Origin of the sequence: Cupriavidus sp. U2 (genome assembly GCF_009663685.2) — a bacterium.
GTDB lineage: Bacteria > Pseudomonadota > Gammaproteobacteria > Burkholderiales > Burkholderiaceae > Cupriavidus > Cupriavidus necator_C.
The window spans coordinates 371,280-392,797 of record NZ_RCOG02000006.1 but is presented as its reverse complement, the minus strand read 5'-3'; the positions used below and the strand labels follow the sequence as shown (position 1 = coordinate 392,797).

At 65.2% G+C, this 21,518-nt stretch carries 16 protein-coding genes; 6 read left to right on the top strand and 10 right to left on the bottom strand.

Going from position 1 to position 21,518, the window contains the following annotated elements:
• Positions 1–3 precede the first annotated feature (3 nt).
• Both D9X30_RS07580 and D9X30_RS07575 read right to left on the bottom strand, forming a co-directional pair.
• Entirely contained in the window at positions 4–297 is a 294-nt protein-coding gene (locus D9X30_RS07580) for a DUF7696 family protein (RefSeq protein ID WP_228770849.1), read from the bottom strand.
• Positions 298–574: 277 nt separating this feature from the next.
• Positions 575–985, bottom strand: a complete 411-nt coding sequence (locus D9X30_RS07575) for a hypothetical protein (protein ID WP_153947112.1) — start codon at positions 983–985, stop codon at positions 575–577.
• Between the two features lie 298 nt (positions 986–1,283).
• On the opposite strand from D9X30_RS07575, the gene D9X30_RS07570 reads away from it, so the two are divergent.
• Together D9X30_RS07570 and D9X30_RS07565 are read left to right on the top strand one after the other, a co-directional pair.
• On the top strand, positions 1,284–3,593 hold the full coding sequence (locus D9X30_RS07570; RefSeq protein ID WP_153947111.1) for a mechanosensitive ion channel family protein: 2,310 nt from the start codon (positions 1,284–1,286) through the stop codon (positions 3,591–3,593).
• 386 nt (positions 3,594–3,979) lie between these two features.
• Positions 3,980–5,134: a helix-turn-helix transcriptional regulator gene (locus D9X30_RS07565; protein ID WP_153947110.1), complete on the top strand. Its 1,155-nt coding sequence runs from the start codon at positions 3,980–3,982 to the stop codon at positions 5,132–5,134.
• A gap of 51 nt (positions 5,135–5,185) precedes the next feature.
• On the opposite strand, the gene D9X30_RS07560 is transcribed toward D9X30_RS07565, so the two are convergent.
• The 4 genes from D9X30_RS07560 to D9X30_RS07545 all read right to left on the bottom strand — a co-directional run bounded on the left by D9X30_RS07560 (position 5,186) and on the right by D9X30_RS07545 (position 11,805).
• On the bottom strand, positions 5,186–6,724 hold the full coding sequence (locus D9X30_RS07560; RefSeq protein ID WP_153947109.1) for a SpoVR family protein: 1,539 nt from the start codon (positions 6,722–6,724) through the stop codon (positions 5,186–5,188).
• 64 nt (positions 6,725–6,788) lie between these two features.
• Positions 6,789–8,066, bottom strand: a complete 1,278-nt coding sequence (locus tag D9X30_RS07555) for a YeaH/YhbH family protein (RefSeq protein WP_153947108.1) — start codon at positions 8,064–8,066, stop codon at positions 6,789–6,791.
• Positions 8,067–8,138: 72 nt separating this feature from the next.
• The gene (locus tag D9X30_RS07550; RefSeq protein WP_153947107.1) at positions 8,139–10,061 is read right to left on the bottom strand and encodes a PrkA family serine protein kinase; all 1,923 of its coding nucleotides are present in this window, start codon (positions 10,059–10,061) and stop codon (positions 8,139–8,141) included.
• Positions 10,062–10,890: 829 nt separating this feature from the next.
• The gene (locus D9X30_RS07545; protein ID WP_153947106.1) at positions 10,891–11,805 is read right to left on the bottom strand and encodes an SDR family NAD(P)-dependent oxidoreductase; all 915 of its coding nucleotides are present in this window, start codon (positions 11,803–11,805) and stop codon (positions 10,891–10,893) included.
• Between the two features lie 135 nt (positions 11,806–11,940).
• Here D9X30_RS07545 and D9X30_RS07540 point away from each other — a divergent pair, with 135 nt between their 5' ends.
• Positions 11,941–12,843 (top strand): LysR family transcriptional regulator, encoded by a 903-nt coding sequence (locus D9X30_RS07540; RefSeq protein WP_153947163.1) that lies wholly within the window; start codon positions 11,941–11,943, stop codon positions 12,841–12,843.
• A gap of 74 nt (positions 12,844–12,917) precedes the next feature.
• On the opposite strand, the gene D9X30_RS07535 is transcribed toward D9X30_RS07540, so the two are convergent.
• Positions 12,918–13,922 carry a tripartite tricarboxylate transporter substrate-binding protein gene (locus D9X30_RS07535; RefSeq protein WP_153947105.1) on the bottom strand — a complete coding sequence of 335 codons (1,005 nt, stop codon included), beginning with the start codon at positions 13,920–13,922 and terminating at the stop codon, positions 12,918–12,920.
• A 265-nt stretch (positions 13,923–14,187) separates the two neighbouring features.
• Between D9X30_RS07535 and D9X30_RS07530 the strand changes: the two genes are divergently transcribed.
• From D9X30_RS07530 to D9X30_RS07520, 3 genes are read left to right on the top strand one after another with little or no spacing between them, the layout of a single operon-like run.
• On the top strand, positions 14,188–15,357 hold the full coding sequence (locus tag D9X30_RS07530) for an acyl-CoA dehydrogenase family protein (RefSeq protein WP_153947104.1): 1,170 nt from the start codon (positions 14,188–14,190) through the stop codon (positions 15,355–15,357).
• 22 nt (positions 15,358–15,379) lie between these two features.
• Positions 15,380–16,753: an MmgE/PrpD family protein gene (locus D9X30_RS07525; protein WP_153947103.1), complete on the top strand. Its 1,374-nt coding sequence runs from the start codon at positions 15,380–15,382 to the stop codon at positions 16,751–16,753.
• Between the two features lie 22 nt (positions 16,754–16,775).
• Entirely contained in the window at positions 16,776–17,642 is an 867-nt protein-coding gene (locus D9X30_RS07520; RefSeq protein ID WP_153947102.1) for an HTD2 family dehydratase, read from the top strand.
• Here D9X30_RS07520 and D9X30_RS07515 read toward each other — a convergent pair.
• From D9X30_RS07515 to D9X30_RS07505, 3 genes are all read right to left on the bottom strand, one after another.
• Positions 17,639–19,045, bottom strand: coding sequence for a DUF1996 domain-containing protein (locus D9X30_RS07515; protein ID WP_153947101.1), 1,407 nt, complete (start codon positions 19,043–19,045; stop codon positions 17,639–17,641). The genes D9X30_RS07520 and D9X30_RS07515 overlap by 4 nt on opposite strands.
• A gap of 131 nt (positions 19,046–19,176) precedes the next feature.
• The gene (locus D9X30_RS07510; RefSeq protein WP_153947162.1) at positions 19,177–20,718 is read right to left on the bottom strand and encodes an acetolactate synthase large subunit; all 1,542 of its coding nucleotides are present in this window, start codon (positions 20,716–20,718) and stop codon (positions 19,177–19,179) included.
• A gap of 44 nt (positions 20,719–20,762) precedes the next feature.
• Positions 20,763–21,512: a GntR family transcriptional regulator gene (locus D9X30_RS07505; protein ID WP_153947100.1), complete on the bottom strand. Its 750-nt coding sequence runs from the start codon at positions 21,510–21,512 to the stop codon at positions 20,763–20,765.
• Positions 21,513–21,518: the final 6 nt, after the last annotated feature.

Genomic DNA, 21,518 nt, shown 5'->3' with positions numbered 1-21,518 from the left:
TGCCTACATCAGGCGCGCGATCACCTCCGCCCGGATCGACTCGGCCTTGGCCTTCAGGCGCAGCGCCACATCGGCGCCGCGCTCGTTGGCCACGCGTTCGATAAAGGCGGAACGCAGCACGTCGTTCAGCGTGGCCACGTGCGAGGCTTCGCAGAACATCTTCCATGCCATCGGCTGACCGCTGTATTCGTCGCGGCGGCTCAGCATGGCGGCATCGATGGCGGCGACGATGGCGGCGACGATGGCGGCATCGCGCACGATCACGGCATTGGGGTGGGCGGCAACGGTCTGGAACATGATGGTCTCCCGGTCGGCAAGTCTGGCACTGCGTTTCAAATCGTGTTGTCCGGCCAGGATCTGCAAACGACATGCCAATATTGCCGGGCCGGCGCGGTTTCCATACCCGCGTTTCAATCGGCGCCCCGCCAGGCCGCGCCGCACGGGCGTTCCTGGAATCGTTACCCCACTTCAGACGGGCGTTTGCGGCCCCTCGCAGCGGCTTCCGCCCGACGTTCCACAAACAAAAAAGGCGTTACGGGTTACGTAACGCCTTGTTCGTTTCGGGTAACAGCCATCATGCACGCGCGCCGTCGAGGTACGGATCGAAGGTGCGGGCCGGGGCAGCGGAGACTCCCACGTTATCGAGGCCGTCGACGAAGCGCGCGCCGTTGGTGTACGGGTCGGCATTGCGGGCGCCGTCCAGGTACGGGTCGGCGGTGCGTCCGGGGGCAGCCGAAACGCCTGCCTTGTCCAGACCGGCTACCGTGCGGGCGCCGTCAGTGAACGTATCGGGCTTGCCGACACGGGCGCCGTCGGTGAAGACGTCGTGCGTGCGGAATTCATAACCGTACTTGTCGGCCGAAACCGTCGTGCGGAACGTGTAGCCATACTTGTCCGCCGATACCGTTTCTGCCTGAGCGGCGCCGAGGGCGGCCAGCGACAGAACCAGGGTCGATGCGATCTTGAGGGCGGTGGTCTTGGTCATGATTTCTCTCCGTAAAAATTTTGCAGATTTATTCAGTTTGTATGAATGGTCCGGGTGCGCTATGCCGTCGCTATTTCTGCCTGCGTTGCGTTGCGCGCCGTCCATGAACAGAACTATAGGCCTGTCGCTCATGCTAAAAGTGATGCATTCGCGGATAAGTTATTCAGTTTTTTTGAATTCAGGAAATTTGCCATGAAGCGCCGCCGGGCCGACGCGTGGCCGGCCGCCTGCTGCAATGCGCTACAGTGACGCGCATGCTGGCCATCTGACGGCGACCCTTACCGCCCGCGTCCCTTACATGCACAGCTCGCGCCCCCTTTTGACCGCCCTGACCCCGGCCGTGGCCTGGTTCCGTGCCCTTCTGCTGATGCTGCTTCTGAGCAGCCCCGCCTTCGGCGCGGGTTCGCCGCTGCTCGATGCCATCAAGGCCCCGGCCGACAAGCCCGCGTCGGCGCCGGCCGCCAGCGCGGCGCTGGCCAGGTCGCTCGACGAGGTCATCGACACGCTGCAGAACGATGCCGAACGGCGCGCGCTGGTCACGCAGCTGCAGACCCTGCGCCAGGGCCTGGATGCCTCTGCCCCGGCCGCGGCCGCGAGCGCCCCGGCTCCCGGACTGATTGGCGCGGTGGCGCAAGCGTTGCAGGACATCGACAGCACCCCGCACCGCGATCGTGGCCCCTGGCAATACTGGCGCTGGCGTATCCGCTTTGCCGGCGAGGAAATGCGCGAGGCAATCACGATTGGCCATACGCGGGCGGCCCTGGAATCGTGGCGCGAATTCGGCATCGTGCTGGCTGGCTGGGCGCTGACGGGCTGGCTGCTGTTCGAGCTGTCGCGCCGGCTGCACCGCAACAGGCTGCGTCCGGCACGCTCCACCCAGTTGCCGGTGGTGCCTTCGTGGGTCGATGTCGGCATCTATTTCCTGCGCCGGATCGGGCCATGGATCGTGGCCTTCGCGCTGACGGTGCTGCTGGCCTACAAGGTCTTCGGCCGGACGCCCGCAAGCATGGGGGCGGTGCTGGTGGCCTATGCCATCGTGGCCGGCGCGCTGATGTCGGCGGTCTGCCAGGTCATCTTCGCGCTGTTCCAGTCGGGCCACCGCTCCCACGCAGTGCGCGACCTGCTCAGGCATTCGCCGATCCTGCTGTTCGTCACGGGCGCCCTGGCCGCGCTGGGCGAAGCCAATACCGACGCCAGGGTCATTGCCGCGCTGGGCGTGAACCTGTCCGCGCTGGTCAGTACCTTCGCCAATATCCTGGCTGCCGTGCTGATCGGTGTCTTCACGGTGCGGTTCCGCCGGGCCATCGGGCAACTGATCGCCTTCCGCCCGTTTGCATTCCGCCAGGAGCATCCGGCCCTGATGGAGTTGCTGCGCATGGCCGGCCAGGCCTGGTACCTGCCCATGCTGGCGGTGGTGGCGGCGTCGGTCATTGGGACCATCATGGCCACCGGGCGTGCCGACGAATTCCTGCGCCGGGCCGTGATCACCGTGGCGCTGTTCGTGGGCGCCATGCTGCTCACGCTGGTGGCCGGACGCTCGCCCAAGGCGTCGGTACGGGCACCGCGGCTGCGCGACCGCCGGCGCTCGGCCTACCTGCGGCGCTTTGGCCGCTTCGGAGTGGCGCTGGTGCGCGTGATCATCTGGCTGGCATTCCTGGAGCTCAATGCGCGCATCTGGGGGACGTCGCTGATGATGCTCGCCGACTCGACCGTGCTGGGGCGCCATATCACGCGATCCGTGCTCAGCGTGATCGGCGTGGTGCTGCTGGCCTGGCTGGTCTGGCTGCTGATCGATACGGCAATCACCCAGTCGCTGTCTCCCACCAACAACCGCGCCGCCCAGCCCAGCCTGCGGGCCAAAACCATCCTGCCGCTCGTGCGCAACGCGTCCTTCGTGGCCCTGCTGGTGGTAGCGATGATTGCGGTGCTGGCCAACCTGGGCGTCAACGTCACGCCGCTGCTGGCGGGTGCCGGCGTGGTGGGCCTGGCCATCGGCTTTGGCGCCCAAAGCCTGGTGCAGGATCTGATCACGGGGCTCTTTATCGTGATCGAGGATTCGATCGCCATTGGCGATTCCATCGAACTGCCCGACCACGCCGGGGTTGTGGAAGGCATGACGATCCGCACGCTGCGGCTGCGTGATGGCAAGGGTGCGCTACATACGCTGCCCTATAGCCAGATCAAGGCGGTCAAGAACCTGTCGCGCGACTACGCGTTCGCGGTATTCAGCGTTTCCATCGCGTACCAGAGCGACTTCGACCGCGCGCTGGAGATCATTCGCGAGACCGGAGCCGAGGTGGCCCGCGACCACCGCTACTCCCGCAACCTGTTGTCCGGACTGGATATCCTGGGCCTGGACCGCTTCGATCAGAACGGCCAGGTGGTGCTTGCGCAGTTCAAGACGCGCCCGCTGACCCAGGCCGAGATCTCACGCGCCTTCAATGTGCGGCTCAAGCGCAACTTCGACGCGGAAGGCATTCGCATGGCCGCCCCCTATGTGACGGTGCAGGTCGACGGCGGCGGCAACGGCGCCACCGGCGAAGCCGCCTTGACGGCTGCAGCGGGCGCAGGCGCTGAATTAGTCACCTCGGCAAAAGGCAAAGCCTGAGTTGCGCGACCGAAATGTGAAGACCCGGGCGCCTTGACCGGACGTTGTCGCATTTGCGCCATGGCGGCGCGCGAACTTCGCCGTGAATCGTTTGAAATACGCATGTCACGGCATTACTATCTCGCGAACTTCAGTCATCCGCCGCGGCCACTGCCGCGTGCCCGGATGCCGGAAACGCAAGCGGGGCGCCGGAAAACGGCAAGCACACCCCTCCCTTTGCGGGATATTCCCGCACCGTGTTTTTGCAGGATCATCGCCGTACACAATGCCGAGTTCACGCGCTTGCAGTCAATCCGGCCCGGCACTGTGATGACATACAAAAGAATGACCGCGCCTCGACGCAGCGGTCTTGAGGAAAAAGGCGTTTGCCACCGGGGAAAAAAGAAATGGGCGAACACTTGTCTGCCGACGACGTCTTCTATCGTCTGGTTGATTGCATCTATGAATCTGCCATGGACGTGGCGGCCATGCCGGCGGCGCTCGACCTGTTTTCCGATTACACCTGTTCCGCCAGCCCTAGCTACCTGATATGGGACAAGCTTGCCGGCAAGGCGCGTCTGGGGGTCACACCACACGGCTGCTTTACCAGCACCAGCACCATGCCCGAAAGCATGCGGGCGCTGCCGTCGCATGCCGCGCTGGCGGCCGCCACCGCCGACGCCGGCATGCTGCCGGGCCGGGATCCCGAAGGCCCGACGCCGTTCGACTGCAACGGCCTGGCCAATGGCATCCGCCTCTTCGACACGCACGATGTCTGCGTCTGGATGAGTGCAACCCCCGGCTGCAACAGCTGCCGTACGGTCGATTGCAACCAGCGCGTGGCGCAGGTGATGCCGCACTGGGCACGGGCGGCCCGCATGCAGCATCGCAATTTCGAGCTGAGCGGCCTGGCATCGATGGGACTTGCGGGGCTGGACACGCTGGATTTCGGCGTGATGGTGCTGCAGGCCGACATGCGGGTGCGCTACGCCAACAGCTGGGCCGAAGCCCTGGTGCAGGCGGATTCCAACCTGGCGCTCGACAACGGCGTGCTGAGCGCGCACCCGGAATCGTTGCAATCGGTACTGACCAGGCTGCTTGACGGCGCCGTGCACGGCGGCCGCCATGGCGATGCCGCGGCGGGCTCGTGGATGCATATCACCTCGGGCGGCCAGCCCGTGCCGATCATCGTCATGCCCCTGGTATCGCGCCAGCCGGTCGAAGGGCCGTGGCAGCTGCCGATGGCCATGATGCTGCTTGGCAACTCCGAATCGCGCTCGGTGCTGGACGCCGGCGTGCTGACGTCGCTGTTCGGCCTGTCGCGCAAGGAGAGCATCATCGCCATCCGACTGGCGGCCGGCGAAACGCTCAACGAGATCGCCGAGCGCGAATTCCTGTCACCGCATACGGTGCGCGTGCACATCCGCGATACGCTGCGCAAGACCGGCACGCACCGCCAGTCGGAACTGGTGCGCCTGCTGCATCTGCTGCCGGGCGTGGACCTGGAGCGCGCGGGCGCCTGCTCGCCGGCCCGGCCGCGTGGCCAGGCACGGTCCCGATAACATTTCCCCGGGATAGTCCCCGCCCTTCCGGCGGGGACCCAGCCATGAACGCTAGGCAGCCTTGCGATGCTGCTGGTGGCGGCGCTCCGGCTTGCACTCGTACTTGAGCTCGCGCCGGCCGTCCTCGTAGACCACTTCCAGCCGCACCGTGAAGCCCCATAGCCGTGTGACGTGGCGGATCACCTCGTCAAAGTTCTGCGCCAGCGGACGGCGATCCTGCTGCAGATGGCGCAGCGTCAGCGAGCGGTCGCCGCCGATATCGACATTGGTCACCTGGATATTCGGCTCCATGTTCGACAGATCGTACTGGGTCGCCAGCAGCCGGCGGATCTCACGATAGCCTTCGTCGTCGTGGATGGCCGTCACGCGCAGCTTGCCCTCGCGATCGTCGTCCAGCACCGAAAACAGCTTCAGCTCGCGAATCACGCGCGGCGACAGGAACTGCAGCAAGAAGCTTTCGTCCTTGAAGTTGCGCATCGCAAAGTCGAGCGTCTGGCGCCAGTCGCTGCCGGCAATCTCGGGCGCCCAGCGCCGGTCTTCCTCCGTCGGGTTCTCGCACATGCGGCGCAGGTCCTGGAACATCAGGAACCCCACCGTGTACGGATTCAGGCCGCTGTAGTACGGGCTGTGGTACGGCGGCTGGTAGATGACGTTGGTATGCGCCTGCAGCAGTTCGAGCATGAACGCATCGTTGACCAGCTTTTCCTCGTACAGCTGGTTGATGATGGTGTAGTGCCAGAACGTGGCCCAGCCTTCGTTCATGACCTTGGTCTGCCGCTGCGGATAGAAATACTGGGCGACCTTGCGCACGATGCGCACGATCTCGCGCTGCCACGGCTGCAGCTTCGGCGCGTTCTTCTCGATGAAGTAGAGCAGGTTCTCCTGCGGCTCCGGCGGGAAGGTTACCTCGAACTCGGCAGTCTCCTCTTCCTCCCGCAGGGCGTGGGGCCGGTGCTTGGGCAGCGTACGCCACAGGTCGTTGACCTGCATCTGCAGATAGTTTTCGCGTTCCGCCTGCCGCGCCTGCTCTTCGGTGATCGACAGCTTCTTGGGCCGCTTGTAGCGGTCCACCCCGTAGTTCTGCAGCGCGTGGCAGGAGTCGAGCAGCATTTCGACTTCCTGCTCGCCGTATCGCTGCTCGCACTCGGCCACGTAGTTCTTGGCAAACAGCAGGTAGTCGATGATCGCGTCCGCGTTGGTCCAGGTGCGGAACAGATAGTTGCCCTTGAAGAACGAGTTATGGCCGTAGCAGGCGTGCGCGATGGTCAACGCCTGCATCGGCATCGTGTTCTCCTCCATCAGGTACGCGATGCAAGGATTGGAGTTGATCACGATCTCGTAGGCCAGCCCCATGTAGCCGCGCTGGTAGCCGCGTTCGGACGCCAGGAAGTGCTTGCCATACGACCAGTGGCTGTAGCCGACCGGCAGCCCCGCCGACGCATATGCGTCAAGCATCTGCTCGGCCGTGATGATCTCGATCTGGTTCGGATAGGTGTCCAGCCCGAACTCGCCGGCGATGCGGGCGATTTCGCGGTCATACCGCTGGATCAGCTCGAAGGTCCACTCCGAGCCCGTAGAAAGATAGGCCATAGACTTCCCCAGTGACATGCCGGCCCGCGCCGCGCGCAGCGCCGGTTTGCTGCCGAATGCCCTGCTATCTGGCGGCCGGCCAGGCCGCGCGTTTCTGGAACAGGTCGTGCAACACGGGGTAGATCTCGTCCGCACCGATGATGCGCTGCATCGCAAAGTGCTCGAACTGGTTCTTTACCGTGAGGTACTCTTCCCAGAGGTTCTGCGGCTCTTCCGATGCCACCTCCACATATGCGTAGTACTGCACCAGCGGCAGGATCGACTCGCGCAGCAGGCGGCCGCACAGTTCGGAATCCCCCGCCCAGTTATCGCCATCCGACGCCTGGGCGCAATAGATGTTCCACTGGCTCGGCGGATAGCGATCATGAATCACATCCACCATCAGCTTCAGCGCGCTCGAAACCACGGTACCACCGGATTCCCGGGAATGGAAGAAATCCTCCTCCTCCACCTCCTTGGCCACCGTGTGATGGCGGATGAACACCACGTCGATGCGCTCGTAGTTCCGCTTCAGGAACAGGTACAGCAGCATGAAAAAGCGTTTGGCCAGGTCCTTGCGGCTTTCGTCCATCGAGCCTGACACGTCCATCAGGCAGAACATCACCGCCTGCGCCTGCGGCCGCTTCTTGAGCACGCGGTTGTTGTAGCGCAGGTCGAGCTTTTCGATGAACGGCACGCGGTCCACCTGGGCACGCAGGTGGCGCATCTTCTCCATCAGCGCCTCGGCCTGTTCCGAGTATGGCCCTTCCTTCTCGAGCACCTCGTTGTACTCGATCTCCAGTTCGTGCAAGCGCTTCAAGTAGGGGCTGGACAGCGCAATGCGCCGCCCGAGCGAACTGCGCATGGTGCGCAGGATCGACAGGTTCGATGGCGTGCCGTCGATCGAGAAGCCGGCGCGCACCTTGCGCACCTCGGCAATCTTGGCAAGGTGGCGCTTGGCCAGGTCCGGCAGCGCCATGTCCTCGAAGAAGAAATTGAGAAAGTCCTCGCGCGACAGCGTGAAGACGAAATCGTCCTCGCCTTCGCCGCTGTCGCTGGCACGTGACCCGGTGCCGCCACTGCCCTGCTGCTGGCGGTCGAAGCTGTCACCCCGGACAAATTTCTTGTTGCCGGGATGAATCCACTCCCGCTTGCCGCCCTGGCCGTGGTGGAAGATCGGCTCGGAGATGTCCTTGACCGGAATGGACACCTGCCCGCTCTGCTCGATGTCCATGATCTTCCGGCCGGACACCGCCTTCGCCACCGCCTGCCGGATCTGCTCGCGGTAACGCTTGATGAAGCGTTGCTTGTTGACGGCGCTCTTGTTGCCGCCGTTCTCGCGCCGATCGATGACCGTACCCATATGCCGTCTGTCCGCCGTGGTAAGAGACGCCAGAAAAAGCGCGCCGTGGATAAAGACCGCGTCCGGAACCGGTTACGATGATTTCCTGACGCGCAGATACCACTCCACCAAAAGCCGAACCTGCTTGGGTGTATAGCCTTTCTCAACCATGCGGTTGATGAAGTTTTCGTGCTTTTCCTGATCCTCGCGCGACGACTTGGCATTGAACGAGATGACCGGCAGCAGGTCTTCCGTGGTGGAGAACATGCGCTTTTCGATCACCATCCGCAGCTTCTCGTAGCTGGTCCAGACCGGGTTCTTGCCCCCGTTGTTGGCACGGGCCCGCAGCACGAAGTTGACGATCTCGTTGCGGAAGTCCTTCGGGTTCGAGATACCGGCCGGCTTTTCCACCTTCTCCAGTTCGTCGTTCAGCGCATTGCGGTCCAGGATCTCGCCGGTATTCGGATCGCGATACTCCTGGTCCTGGATCCACAGGTCCGCAAACACCACGTAGCGGTCGAAGATGTTCTGGCCGTATTCGGAATACGACTCCAGGTACGCGGTCTGGATCTCCTTGCCGATGAACTCCACGTACGGGGTGGTCAGGTACTCCTTGATGTACGACATCAACTTGGCTTCCTGCTCCGGCGGGAACTGCTCGCGCTCGATCTGCTGTTCGAGCACGTACAGCAGATGCACCGGATTGGCCGCCACCTCGGTATTGTCGAAGTTGAATACCTTCGACAGCACCTTGAATGCGAAGCGGGTGGACAAGCCGTTCATGCCTTCGTCGATGCCGGCGTAGTCGCGATACTCCTGATACGACTTTGCCTTCGGATCCACGTCCTTGAGGCTCTCGCCGTCATAGACGCGCATCTTCGAGAACACGTTCGAGTTCTCCGGCTCCTTGATCCGCGTGAGCACGGCGAACTGCGCCATCATCTTCAGCGTGTTGGGCGCGTTGGGCGCCGCCGACAGCGAACTGCTGCGCAGCAGCTTGTCGTAGATCTTCACCTCATCGGACACGCGCAGGCAGTAAGGCACCTTGACGATATAGATCCGGTCAAGGAACGCCTCGTTGTTCTTGTCGGCCTTGAACGTCTGCCACTCGGCCTCGTTCGAGTGCGCGAGGATGACGCCATCGAACGGAATCGCGCCAAAGCCTTCCGTGCCCTTGTAGTTGCCTTCCTGCGTGGCGGTCAGCAGCGGGTGCAGCACCTTGATCGGCGCCTTGAACATTTCCACGAACTCGAGCAGGCCACGATTGGCCAGGCACAGGCCGCCGGAATACGAATAGGCATCCGGATCGTCCTGCGGGAAGTCTTCGAGCTTGCGGATGTCGACCTTGCCCACCAGCGACGAAATGTCCTGGTTGTTCTCGTCACCCGGTTCCGTCTTCGAGATGGCAATCTGCGCCAGCACCGACGGGCGCAGCTTCACCACACGGAACTTGGTGATGTCCCCGTTGAACTCGTGCAGCCGCTTGACGGCCCATGGCGACGGAATGGTATTCAGGTAGCGCACCGGAATGCCATAGTCTTCCTCCATGATCTTGCCGTCCTCTTCGGGCGAGAAGAGGCCGAGCGGCGATTCATGGATGGGCGAACCCTTGAGCGCGTAGATCGGAATCTCTTCCATCAGCGCCTTGAGCTTCTCGGCCAGCGACGACTTGCCGCCTCCGGGGGGCCCAAGCAGGTACAGGATCTGTTTGCGCTCTTCCAGGCCCTGCGCCGCGTGCTTGAAGAAGGAGACGATCTGCTCGATCGTGTCTTCCATCCCGTAGAAGTCGCGGAACGCCGGGTAGACCCGGATAACCTTGTTGAAAAACAGTCGGGACAGGCGCGGATCGTGGTGGGTATCCACCAGTTCAGGCTGTCCGATAGCGGCGAGCATGCGTTCGGCGGCAGTCGCGTAGGCAGAAGGATCCTTCTTGCAGATCTCCAGGTATTCCTGGATGCTGTATTCCTCTTCCTTGCGAGCTTCGAAGCGCGTGGCGTAGTGGCCAAAAATGTCCATACCTCACTCCCGTCAGAGTCCCACGTCCGAGGCGAAGGTAGTTCTACTCCCTTAAGACTTCGCGGCAACTTTGCTTTCCGCCACCCCGGCTTGGTGGAGTTGCCAAGTTGCGAAGTCTTTACTTCATCATAGTCAAATAACGGTGAACGTGAATCCCGAGTTGACTTCAGTTGCCTGTCGGTTCAGTCGCTCCGATGCACGCTGATGCCATGCACGCATTGCGACTGCACACTCGTTTCATCACCCCGCCGCGACGGGCCATCGACCATGCTTGTGACACACATTACACCTTTCGAGTGCGTCCTGCACAGCGTGTTGTGTAACGACAAATCAAATCCAGAAACATCTGACAGGCGCTGTCGGCAATGGTCCTACACCCATGTCGCTGCTGTGGATGGATGACATTTCCGCCCTGCTCGTCCAAATGCACGATATGCACCGCTTTTCGCATATCGACCTGCGCAATACCCGCTTCACGGTGCCGTGCATTGGCCCACGCCGCCAACTGCTGACGGCGTGCCTTCCTCAAGCTGCCTGTGCGATATGCCCCTGCGCGCATCATGGCTGCCCCGCGCGTCATCCGCTGCGACCACGCGTCGCACCCATCAGCACTGTCCGACCGGGAGTGCCAGTGGGCAGACGCGTGCATGCACCGATTTAGCGTTGGCGCCCGGTCCACGTCGCACAGTCCGAGTGCGTGAGGCCCCCATGAACGGGGGATGAGCAGAATGCGTGCCACGCGCGGGCGAATTGCTGCACCGCAACGCGCGGCGAAGAGGGGCCGACGTCGAGAAACGCCCTGCTGGAAGGCCGACCGCAGGGGTCCGGATCAGATGGGGTCCCAGTTGATGACGTCGGGCGACCGATCCAGCTTGAAGAAGCTCGAACGCATGGCCGGCATGGCGATCTCGGCGACGGTCTCTGGGGTCCAGCCCTCGCTGGTATGCACCGAGCGCACCGGACGCGGCTGGCTCATCAGCATGATCTCGTTGGCGCGTACGGCAAAAATCTGGCCATTGACCTCGCTGGCCGCATCGCTGGCCAGGAACACCGCCACCGGTGCGATCTTGCCGGCCTCCATCTTCTGCAGGCGCTGCACGCGGGCCTTTTCCTCGGGGGTCTCGGCCGGGATCGAGCTGGTCATGCGGCTCCAGGCAAAGGGGGCGATGCAGTTCGAACGCACGTTGAAGCGCGCCATATCCAGCGCAATGGATTTGGACAAAGCGGCAATGCCGAGCTTGGCGGCCGAGTAGTTGGCCTGGCCCAGGTTGCCGATCAGGCCCGACGTCGACGTCATGTGGACGAAGGCGCCGCTTTCCTGATCCTTGAAATAGTTGGCCGCAGCGCGGCTCACGAAGAACGTGCCGTGCAGATGCACGTCGATCACCGAGCGCCATTCCTCCTCGTTCATCTTGAAGAACATGCGGTCGCGCAGGTTGCCAGCGTTGTTGACCACGGCGTCGATGCGGCCGAAATTGTCGAGCGCGCACTGGACGATGGCATTGGCCCTCGCCCACGAGGACACGCTGTCGGTATTGGCCACGGCCTCGCCGCCGGCCGCGCGGATTTCCTCCACCACGCGCTGCGCCGGCCCGGCATCGCCGCCTTCCCCGCTCATCGACACACCCAGGTCGTTCGCCACCACGCGCGCACCGGCCGCGGCCATGCCCAGCGCGATGCCCCGGCCGATGCCGCCGCCTGCGCCCGTCACCACCACGACCTTGCCTGCCATCATTCCACTCATCTTCGACTCCTTGCGTGCGAGATTGCCGGGTTCCGGAACGTCACCCGTTCTATTGCCAACGCGGATACGATAAATTGTCGGCGGAGTTTCTGGAATTCACGAATGACAAAAGTGGGCTTCACGCTCGCTGAACCCATGCACTACGACCTGACCGACCTGCGCCTCTTCCTCAACGTCGGCGAAACCGAGAACCTGACCCGCGCTGCAGAACGCAGCTTCCTGTCGCTGCCGGCCGCCAGCTCGCGCATCAAGCAGCTGGAAGAGGCCTTCCAGACCCAGCTGCTGATCCGCCAGGTCAAGGGCGTGCGCCTGACGCCGGCCGGCGACGAACTGCTGCGCCACGCCCGCGAGGTGTTCCGCCAGCTGGAATGCCTGCATGCGGACCTGCGGCCCTACGCCAAGGGCGTCAAGGGCCGCGTACGGCTGCTGGCCAACACCACGGCCACCAATTCTTTCCTGGCCAACGGCCTGTCGCGCTTCCTGTCGGAGAACCCCGATGTCGACGTCGAACTGGAGGAACACCTGTCCGCCGATATCGTCTCGGCGGTCGGCAACGGCGCCGCGGACCTGGGCATCGTGGCCGGCGAGGTGGCCACGGCCGACCTGGACACCATGCAGCTCTGCAGCGACGAGCTGATCGTGATCGCCCCGGTCAACCATCCGCTGCCGGCCTTCAAGGCGCTTCATTTCGCCGATCTGCTCGACACGTGCCGCTTTGTGGGGCTAAACCAGTCGTCGGCCATCCAGACGTTCCTGGACCGTATTGCCAGCGGCATGGGCAAGCGCATCAGCCTGCGCATCCAGGTAGGCAGTTTCGATGCCGTGTGCCGCATGGTCGAGGCCGGCGCGGGTATCGCCATCGTGCCCAACAGCTGCGCACGGCGCTACGCCAGTCGCAAGGTGCTGCGCTTTATCCGGCTGGAAGACGACTGGGCCCGGCGCGAACTGCGCCTGGTGCGCCGTCCCGGCCGCGAGCTGCCGCAGTTCGCGGAAACCCTGATCCGCTATCTGGCAGACGCGGCGCGAGAGCCGGTGTAGCTTTTGGGGGGCTCCCCTCTCCCGCGACGTGGGTCCGTACACGCCGGGGGAGGCGAGACAACCATCCGGACTGCTCAATCAGCGCGGACTCCCGCTGCCTTGATGATCGGCGACCATTTGTCGATTTCCGACGCCAGCCAGCTATGCAGGCCTTCCGGCGTCTGCTTGTCCGCCGGCACGATCACCGCGCCCAGATCCTTCATGCGGGCCATCACGGCCGGGTCCTTGAGCGCCGTGCGCAGCGCGCCATTGAGCTTGTCGATCACGGCCGGCGGGGTGTTCTTCGGCGCATAGACGCCATGCCAGACCTTGACCTCGAAACCCTTCAGCCCGCCCTCGCGCAGCGTGGGCGTATCGGGCAGCGCCGGGATGCGCTCGGCCGTGGTCACACCGTACAGCTTGACCTTGCCCGACTTGATATGGGGCAGCGTCTGCGTGGTCTGGTCGCAGAGGATGTCCACCTGGCCACCCAGCAGCGCGGTCAGCGCAGGGGCCGTGCCCTGATACGGAATCGTCTGCAGGTCCACGCCGATCGCCTTCTGGAACAGCATGCCGCACAGCTGTGACACGGCGCCCAGGCCCGCATTGGCCAGATTCACCTTGCTCTGGTTCTGCTTGATGTAGCTGACCAGCTCCGGCAGCGTATTGGCCGGCAGGTCGTGGCGGCCCAGCAGCGTCATCGGCACATCGGCCACCTGCCCAACGAACGAGAAATCGGTCAGCGGCTTGTATGGCAGCTTCGAGTACAGCGCCGGGGCCGTGGCCATGCCGTTGTGGTGGATCAGGATCGTATAGCCATCCGGTGCGGACTTGGCCACGTAGGCGGCCGATACGGTGCCACCGGCGCCAAGCCGGTTTTCCACCACCACGCTCTGGCCGAGCGATTTCGACATGGCCGCCGCCACCGAGCGCGCCACCACATCGGTCGGCCCACCAGCCGCGAACGGCACGACCATCGTGATCGGCCGCGACGGATAGGCGTCCGCCGCCCGTGCGATGCCTGGCGCCGCAACGGCCGCGGCGGCTACCGCCAGTGCGGCCCAGGTCACGGATGCTGAAAGTTGCCGGTAGAACGTCATTCACTGTCTCCTGTCTGGTCTGCGCGTATGGCACGCGTCTGGTTGTTCTGGAATCGTGAGCCGCAGGGTGCAAGCAATGGGCGTGGCACACAATTCCGATTTGCCGAAGGGAGGACACGGCCCCGGAAAAGCCACGGGATTACCCTGAGCCGATCCCTGCCCCCATCCCTAAGCCGGACAGAAGCCGCGCTTCAGCAAATGCGAATGTTGCTGCCACGGCAGCTCGGGAATAATGGCCTCACCCCCGACATAGACGGACATTGCCATGCAAGCTGCACAGGACCAAGACCAGATTTACCCCGAAATCCGCGAGGCCGTACGCGACCTCTGCCAGCAGTTCGACTCCGCGTACTGGCAGCGCATCGAGGAACACAACGGCTTTCCGGAGGAATTCGTCCAGGCGCTGACCCAGGCAGGCTGGCTGTCCGCGTTGATCCCGGAGGCCTATGGCGGCTCGGGCCTGCCGCTGACCGCCGCGTCGGTCATCATGGAAGAGATCAACCGCAACGGCGGCAATTCCGGCGCCTGCCACGGCCAGATGTATGTGATGGGCTGCCTGCTCCGCCACGGCTCCGACGCGCAGAAACAACGCTGGCTGCCCGGCATCGCCTCGGGCGAACTGCGCATGCAATCGATGGCCGTGACCGAGCCCACCACCGGCACCGACACCACCAAGCTCAAGACCACCGCCGTGCGCCGGGGCGACAAGTACGTGATCAACGGCCAGAAGGTGTGGATCTCGCGCGTGCAGCACTCCGACCTGATGCTGCTGCTGGCGCGCACCACGCCACTGGACCAGGTGAAAAAGAAGTCCGAAGGCCTGTCGGTCTTCGTGGTGGACCTGCGCGAGGCCATCGGCAACGGCCTGACCGTCCAGCCGATCCGCAACATGGTCAACCACGAAACCAACGAGCTGTTCTTCGACAACCTGGAAATCCCCGCCGAAAACCTGATCGGCGAGGAAGGCCGCGGCCTCAAGTACATCCTCGACGGCCTGAACGCCGAGCGCATCCTGATTGCCGCCGAATGCATCGGCGACGGCTACTGGTTCGTCGAGCGCGCCAGCGGCTATGCACGTGAGCGCATCGTGTTCGACCGCCCCATCGGCCAGAACCAGGGCGTGCAGTTCCCGATCGCGCGTGCCTACGTCAACGTGGAAGCGGCCAGCCTGATGCGCTACAAGGCGGCGCAGCTGTTCGACGCCGGCAAGCCGTGCGGCAAGGAAGCCAACATGGCCAAGCTGCTGGCGGCTGACGCGTCGTGGGAAGCCGCCAACGTGTGCCTGCAGACGCACGGCGGCTTCGGCTTCGCCGCCGAATACGACATCGAGCGCAAGTTCCGCGAAACGCGCCTGTACCAGGTGGCGCCGATCTCCACGAACCTGATCCTGTCCTACGTGGCCGAGCACGTGCTCGAACTGCCGCGTTCGTTCTGACCGCCCGACTCCAACGCCGAACATGCCCAACGACACCTATCCGACGCGCCAGCTCTGTGATTTCCTGGCGCAACTGAAGCTCACCGACGTGCCCGCTCCGGTGGTCGAACGCACCAAGGACCTGTTTCTCGACTGGATCGCCTCCGCCATCGCCGGCAAGGACGCGCCGGCCATCCGCCGCATCCAGGAATTCGCCGCGGCCATGGGGCCGCAGTCGGGCGATGCGGAGGTCTTTGTCGACCGCCGCCGCACGTCGCCCTACTTCGCCGCGCTGATCAACGGGGCGTCGTCGCACGTGGTGGAGCAGGATGACGTCCACAACGGTTCGGTGCTGCACCCGGCCGCCGTGGTATTCCCGGCCGTGGTGGCCGCCGCGCAGGCCGAGGGCAAGACCGGCGCCGAGGTGCTGCTGGCATCGATCGCCGGCTACGAGGCCGGCATCCGCATCGGCGAATTCATGGGCCGCTCGCACTACCGCGTGTTCCACACCACCGGCACGGTTGGCACGCTGGCCGCCGCCGCTGGCGTTGCCAAGCTGTACGGGCTGGACGCCGAAGGCATCAACCAGGCGCTGGGCTCCGCCGGCACGCAGGCCGCCGGGCTGTGGGAATTCCTGCGCGATGCGGCGGACTCCAAGCAACTGCATACCGCCAAGGCCGCCGCCGATGGCCTGCAGTCGGCGTGGCTGGCCCGCGCGGGCTTTACCGGCGCGAAGCAGATTCTCGAAGGCGCGCAGGGCATGGCGGCCGGCATGTCGAGCGACGCCAACCCCGCCGCGCTGACCGACGGGCTGGGCACGCGCTGGGCCACGGCCGAGACGTCGTTCAAGTTCTTTGCCTCGTGCCGCCACACGCACCCGGCGGCCGATGCGCTGAAGGCACTGATGCAGCGCGAAGGCCTGCGGGCCGAACAGATCGACGCCGTGACCGCGCACGTGCACCAGGGCGCCATCGACGTGCTGGGCCCGGTGGTCAATCCGGTGACGATCCATCAGGCCAAGTTCTCGATGGGCACCGTGCTGGGACTAGTGGCCGTGCACACGCATGCCGGCCTGGGAGAGTTCGAGCAGCACGCGCTGCAGGACCCGCGCATCGCGGCCTTCTGCAATAAGGTGACGATGGCGCTGGACGACGAAATCAACGCGGCCTACCCGCGCCAGTGGATCGGCCGGGTGACGGTGCGTACCACCGACGGCCGCGCGCTGGAGGCCAGGGTCGATGTGCCCAAGGGCGATCCGGACAACACGCTGTCGCGCCCGGAACTCGAAGCCAAGGCGGTCCAGCTGGGCGCGTTCCGCCACGGTGCCAGCGAGGCCGAAATGCGCGCCATCATCGACCGTGTCTGGCGCCTGGACCAGCAGGCCAACGTCAACGACTGGCTGCCCGCCAGCCGGTAACCGCCCACCGACTACCATTGCCATGACCATCCCTACACTCGAACACCTGCGCGAATGGATCGGCCGTTCGGAGTCGCGCACCGAGACCCTGGCGGCCGAGCCGGTCCACGCGCTCGCGGCCACCTTCGATCTCGATGGCGCAGCCATCGCCAGCCAGCCGCTGCCGCCGCTGTGGCACTGGCTGTACTTCCTGCCCCGCGCGCCGCAGCATACGCTCGGGCAGGACGGCCATCCCACGCTGGGCGGATTCCTGCCGCCGGTGCCGTTGCCGCGCCGCATGTGGGCCGGCAGCGAGCTGTCCTTCCACCGTGGCCTGCGCGTCGGTGAGACGGTCATCCGTACGTCGACCATCACCGACGTGCAGCACAAGGCCGGCCGCACCGGCGAGCTGTATTTCGTGTCCGTCGATCACGTGTTCACGGCTGGCGGCGAAACTGCCCTGACCGAGCGGCACGACATCGTCTACCGCGCCATGCCACCGAAGGGACAGCCCCAGCCGCCGCGCCCGGCACTTGAGCAGACCGCTCGGTTCGGTCGCACGCTGCAGGCCGACCCCACGCTGCTGTTCCGCTTCTCGGCGCTGACGTTCAACGCCCACCGCATCCACTACGACCTGGACTACGTGCGCGACGTGGAAGGCTATCCCGGCCTGATCGTGCATGGGCCGCTGCAGGCCATGCTGATGCTGGAACTGCTGCGCCACGAGCGCCCCGACGCGCGCGTGACGCGCTTCGGCTTCCGCGGCTTGGCGCCGTTGTTCCACCAGGACACCGTGGCCGTGGGCGGTGCCGACGATGCCGGCACGCCGGGCCGCGTGCTGCTGTGGACCGGCGACAACGCCGGCGGCCAGGCCATGGCGGGCTGGGCCCTGACCGAACGCCGCGCCTAGTGCTTGACCGGGTTGAGGGTCATCATCAACTGCAGCGGCGGGTTGTCGGCGTCGCGGCTGGCGAACGTGTAGAGGCGGTCGCCGCTGCCGCGCAGGCAGAACGCGATGGTGTCCTTGCCTTCCGCAATGGCTTCGTTCATGGCCCTGCTGACGTTGAAGGTGCGGTACTGGATCACATTGTCCAGGTACATGTCCGTCATGGTGCCCTGGCAGGGCGGCGCGTTGCTGGCCGTGATGGTGTCTTCCGTCCAGTCCGTCGACACACGGTACAGGCGGATGATGGCGGCCGTCTTGTCGGTGGTATTGCCGCCGTAGATCCGCAGCTGATAGTCGGGCGTGAAGCGTGGCGGCACGTTGACCGCTCCCTGCGGGATGCGGAACTTCATGTAGATCATCGACTCCGGCGTGGTGCCGCTGGCCCGCTGCGCGTACAGCGAAAGGTCGTTCCCGTAATTCTTTTCCGCCGTGTCGCCGCCGCGTACCGTCGCATCGCCAAGCGGCTCGCTGTACGCGTAGGGCACCTGCTTGTTGCAGAGCCGGCCTGCGTTCAGGCAGTAGTCGGCCATGTAGCGCAGCGATTCGTCGCGCCATCCGTTGAAGAAGTCGGCGTGTGCGGTATAGAGCGTGCCCCAGTTATGCTCCACCACCCTGCCAAACGCGTCCAACGTGGGGTCCATCGACAGCCGGGCCTCGGTCAGGTCGGTCACCTGGCCGATCATGTAGGCCAGGTTCAGGTTCACCTCCGGAATGTGGATGGGATGGGTCGCCGGGCAGACGCCCTGGTTGTCGGGATACACCACGTTTTCGATCACGCCCTTGATGGGCGCCAGGTTCCGGCCGTCCCAGCACGTCGGGAAGTTCACGCCGATATTGAACTGGGTGCCTTTCTCGGGATCGGGCACGCAGTCTGTGGGAATCGTGTTGGTATAGCTGTGTCCGTTACACAGGAACGATATCCTTGGATTGGGCAGCGCGCCGTGGTGGTCGCCGGCCAGCATCCGTAGTCCTGCCGGCAGCGGCTCCACGCGCACGCGGCGCCCCGACGGCACCGCCACGTTCGTGTAGTAGGTCTTCTGGTACGTGGGCGGCACGATCCTGCCATCGGGCAACTTCAGCGCGGGCGCCCAGTACGCCGTGGTGTCGGCCGCGTTCTCGCAGGTCGTGCCATGTTCGGCGCGCAGCGTCTCAGGCGTCGACAAGGCGTTGGCCGTCGTGTTGCCGAGGAAGTCGTGGATCATGGCGATGCCGGGCTTGCCCGGGTAGACGATCGGGTCGTCCGCCAGCGTGTGCGAATACTCGCAGATGACCGTGGCATCGGCGTTGGCCACCGTTTGCGCGGACACGCCGCCCGTCATCGCCAGGCCGCAGCACACTGCGGCCCACTGCATTCCCGAGTTCTTCATGATGTGCCCCCTTTGGACGAAGTACGCAGGGTCATGCTGCTGCGTGCCCGGCCCGGGGGCAATGGAACATCATGGAACATCATGGGTCAGCCGCGGCCCATGCGGGGGCCGGGCTGCCGGTGACGGCCCGCTCAGATCACCAGTTCGATCAGGAACGGCCCCTTGCGCTGGTTGGCCTGCTGGAACAGGTCGTTGAACGCGTCCATGTTGTCGGCGCGTGCCGCTTCGACGCCCATCCCGTTGGCCATCTTGACCCAGTCGAGGTCCGGATTGCCGATGTCCAGCATGTCCATCGCCGTCTTGCCTGGGTTGGCGCCCACGCCAGCCAGTTCGCCCAGCAGGATGGCGTACTTGCGGTTGGCCAGCAGCACGATGGTCACGTCGAGCTTTTCGCGGGCCATGGTCCACAGCGATTGCAGCGTGTACATGCCCGATCCATCGGCCTGCAGCGCCACCACGCGGCGGTCCGGCGCCGCGATGGCCGCGCCCGTGGCCAGCGGCAGGCCGGCACCGATCGCGCCGCCGGTCAGCTGCAGCCAGTCATGCGGCGCGGCGTGGACGGTACCCGGATAGAACGCACGGCCGAAGCTCACGCTTTCTTCCACCACCACGGCCTGCTCGGGCAGCAGCGCGGTCAGCGACTGGGCCACCGCCTCGGACGTGATCGCGCCCTTTGCGGCCGCCACTGGCATCGCGGCCGACGCAGGCAGCTGTGCCTGGCGCGCACCCAGTTCGTCGGCCAGGCGCGCCAGGGCTTCGCCGAGGTCTTCCTCGGCGCGGGCCAGCACATGGATCGTGGCGTCTTCCGGATACGGGCGCGGTGACTTGCCGGGGTAGGCGAAGAACGTGACCGGAGGCGGCGCACCCACCAGGATCACGTTGCGGATGCCGGCCAGCTTCTGGCGCGCGGCATCGCCCGAGTACGGAATCCGGTCGATCGCCAGCCGGCCGCGACCGCGCGTCACGCGCGCGTTCGACATCGGCGTGATCAGGCGGGCATCGGTGGCAGCAGCGATGCGGTGGGCGTCGGCCAGCGCGCCTTCGCGCAGCGCGCTGCCGGCCAGCACGATCAGCGTCGGCTGCCCGCTGCGCAGGATGCGCGCGGCATTTTGCACGGCGTCCGGGGACACCTTCGGCACGGCCAGCGGGGGCAACGGCGCGGCCACCTGGCCGCCCTCGTCCCAGCACACGTCGGACGGCAGGATCAGGCTGGCCACGCCACCGGGCGCGCTGCATGCAGCCTGTACGGCCACGGCGGCGTCGGCACCCACCGACGCGGCATGCGTGGCGGTGCGCGTCCACACGGACACGGGTCGCGCCCAGCCTTCGGTATCGGCGGTCAGCGGCGCATCCAGCGGGCGATGGTAAGTGGCCTGGTCACCAATGATGTTGACGATCGGCGTCTGTGCGCGGCGGGCGTTGTGCAGGTTCGCCAGGCCGTTGGCCAGGCCGGGACCGCAATGCAGCAGCGTGGCGGCGGGCTTGTCCGCCATCCGCGCGTAGCCGTCGGCGGCGCCGGTCACCACGCCCTCGAACAGGCCCAGCACGCAGCGCATGCCCGGGATGCGGTCCAGAGCGGCCACGAAATGCATCTCGCTCGTGCCGGGGTTGGCAAAGCAGGTATCCACGCCGCAGGCCAGCAGCGTCTTCACCAGGCTCTCTGCGCCGTTCATCTTGTCTTGTGTCTCCATCTTGGGTTCCATGCGGTTGGCGGTGGTCAGCAACGATTGGCGAGCAGGTCGAAATCCAGGCAGACGTACTCGGTGGGAAATTCGATACGCGCGTAATAGACGATCACATCGTCGACGCAGGCAAAGCGGCGCAGTTCGGCCACGGGCGCGCCCACGGCCAGCGCCAGCGCCCCGGCGCATTCCGCGCCAGCCGGCACGATGGACAGGCGCTGCCGGGCGGCATTGACCTTGAGGCCGGGAAAGCGGTCCAGCACGGGCACCGACGCGCCCTGGCGGAACGCCTCGGGCTCGCGCGCGAACACATCGGCGGCGATATAGACCTCGCCCACGGCGAACGGCCGGCCTTCCAGGCGATGCGCGCGGCGCAGGAAATGGTAGGCGTCGGCGCGCCGGGCGGCGCAAGGCATGCCCAGATCGTCGGGCAGATGCACATCGGCAGTGGATTCCACCATGGCCTCGGTGGATAGCTGGTCACCCACCGCCACCGCCTGGTCCCAGCTGATCGGCAGCGCCAGCGGGCGGCGCGAACGGCCGGCCGTCTTGACGAAGGTGCCGCGGCCGCGCGAGCGCGCCACGAGCCCTTCGGCATCGAGCTGGGAAATGGCGTGATGCATTGTCATGCGCGCCACGCCGTACTGGCGGCACAGGGCATCGAGCGATGGCAACTGCTCGCCCTGACGCCAAGCGCCGCTCTCGATCTGGCGGCGGAATATCGTGGCGAGCTGCAGGTAGACGGGCTCGCGGCTGCGGGAAAGAAGGTCGGTGGCGTCCGGCATCGGGGG

Excerpts from the sequence above, each read along its gene's own strand:
- D9X30_RS07545 (WP_153947106.1), bottom strand. The coding sequence starts at position 11,805 with ATGAGTGGAATGATGGCAGGCAAGGTCGTGGTGGTGACGGGCGCAGGC.
- D9X30_RS07515 (WP_153947101.1), bottom strand. The coding sequence starts at position 19,045 with ATGAAGAACTCGGGAATGCAGTGGGCCGCAGTGTGCTGCGGCCTGGCG.
- D9X30_RS07555 (WP_153947108.1), bottom strand. The coding sequence starts at position 8,066 with ATGGGTACGGTCATCGATCGGCGCGAGAACGGCGGCAACAAGAGCGCC.
- D9X30_RS07565 (WP_153947110.1), top strand. The coding sequence starts at position 3,980 with ATGGGCGAACACTTGTCTGCCGACGACGTCTTCTATCGTCTGGTTGAT.
- D9X30_RS07540 (WP_153947163.1), top strand. The coding sequence starts at position 11,941 with ATGCACTACGACCTGACCGACCTGCGCCTCTTCCTCAACGTCGGCGAA.
- D9X30_RS07510 (WP_153947162.1), bottom strand. The coding sequence starts at position 20,718 with ATGAACGGCGCAGAGAGCCTGGTGAAGACGCTGCTGGCCTGCGGCGTG.
- D9X30_RS07570 (WP_153947111.1), top strand. The coding sequence starts at position 1,284 with ATGCACAGCTCGCGCCCCCTTTTGACCGCCCTGACCCCGGCCGTGGCC.
- D9X30_RS07530 (WP_153947104.1), top strand. The coding sequence starts at position 14,188 with ATGCAAGCTGCACAGGACCAAGACCAGATTTACCCCGAAATCCGCGAG.
- D9X30_RS07580 (WP_228770849.1), bottom strand. The coding sequence starts at position 297 with ATGTTCCAGACCGTTGCCGCCCACCCCAATGCCGTGATCGTGCGCGAT.
- D9X30_RS07550 (WP_153947107.1), bottom strand. The coding sequence starts at position 10,061 with ATGGACATTTTTGGCCACTACGCCACGCGCTTCGAAGCTCGCAAGGAA.
- D9X30_RS07505 (WP_153947100.1), bottom strand. The coding sequence starts at position 21,512 with ATGCCGGACGCCACCGACCTTCTTTCCCGCAGCCGCGAGCCCGTCTAC.
- D9X30_RS07575 (WP_153947112.1), bottom strand. The coding sequence starts at position 985 with ATGACCAAGACCACCGCCCTCAAGATCGCATCGACCCTGGTTCTGTCG.
- D9X30_RS07560 (WP_153947109.1), bottom strand. The coding sequence starts at position 6,724 with ATGGCCTATCTTTCTACGGGCTCGGAGTGGACCTTCGAGCTGATCCAG.
- D9X30_RS07535 (WP_153947105.1), bottom strand. The coding sequence starts at position 13,922 with ATGACGTTCTACCGGCAACTTTCAGCATCCGTGACCTGGGCCGCACTG.
- D9X30_RS07525 (WP_153947103.1), top strand. The coding sequence starts at position 15,380 with ATGCCCAACGACACCTATCCGACGCGCCAGCTCTGTGATTTCCTGGCG.
- D9X30_RS07520 (WP_153947102.1), top strand. The coding sequence starts at position 16,776 with ATGACCATCCCTACACTCGAACACCTGCGCGAATGGATCGGCCGTTCG.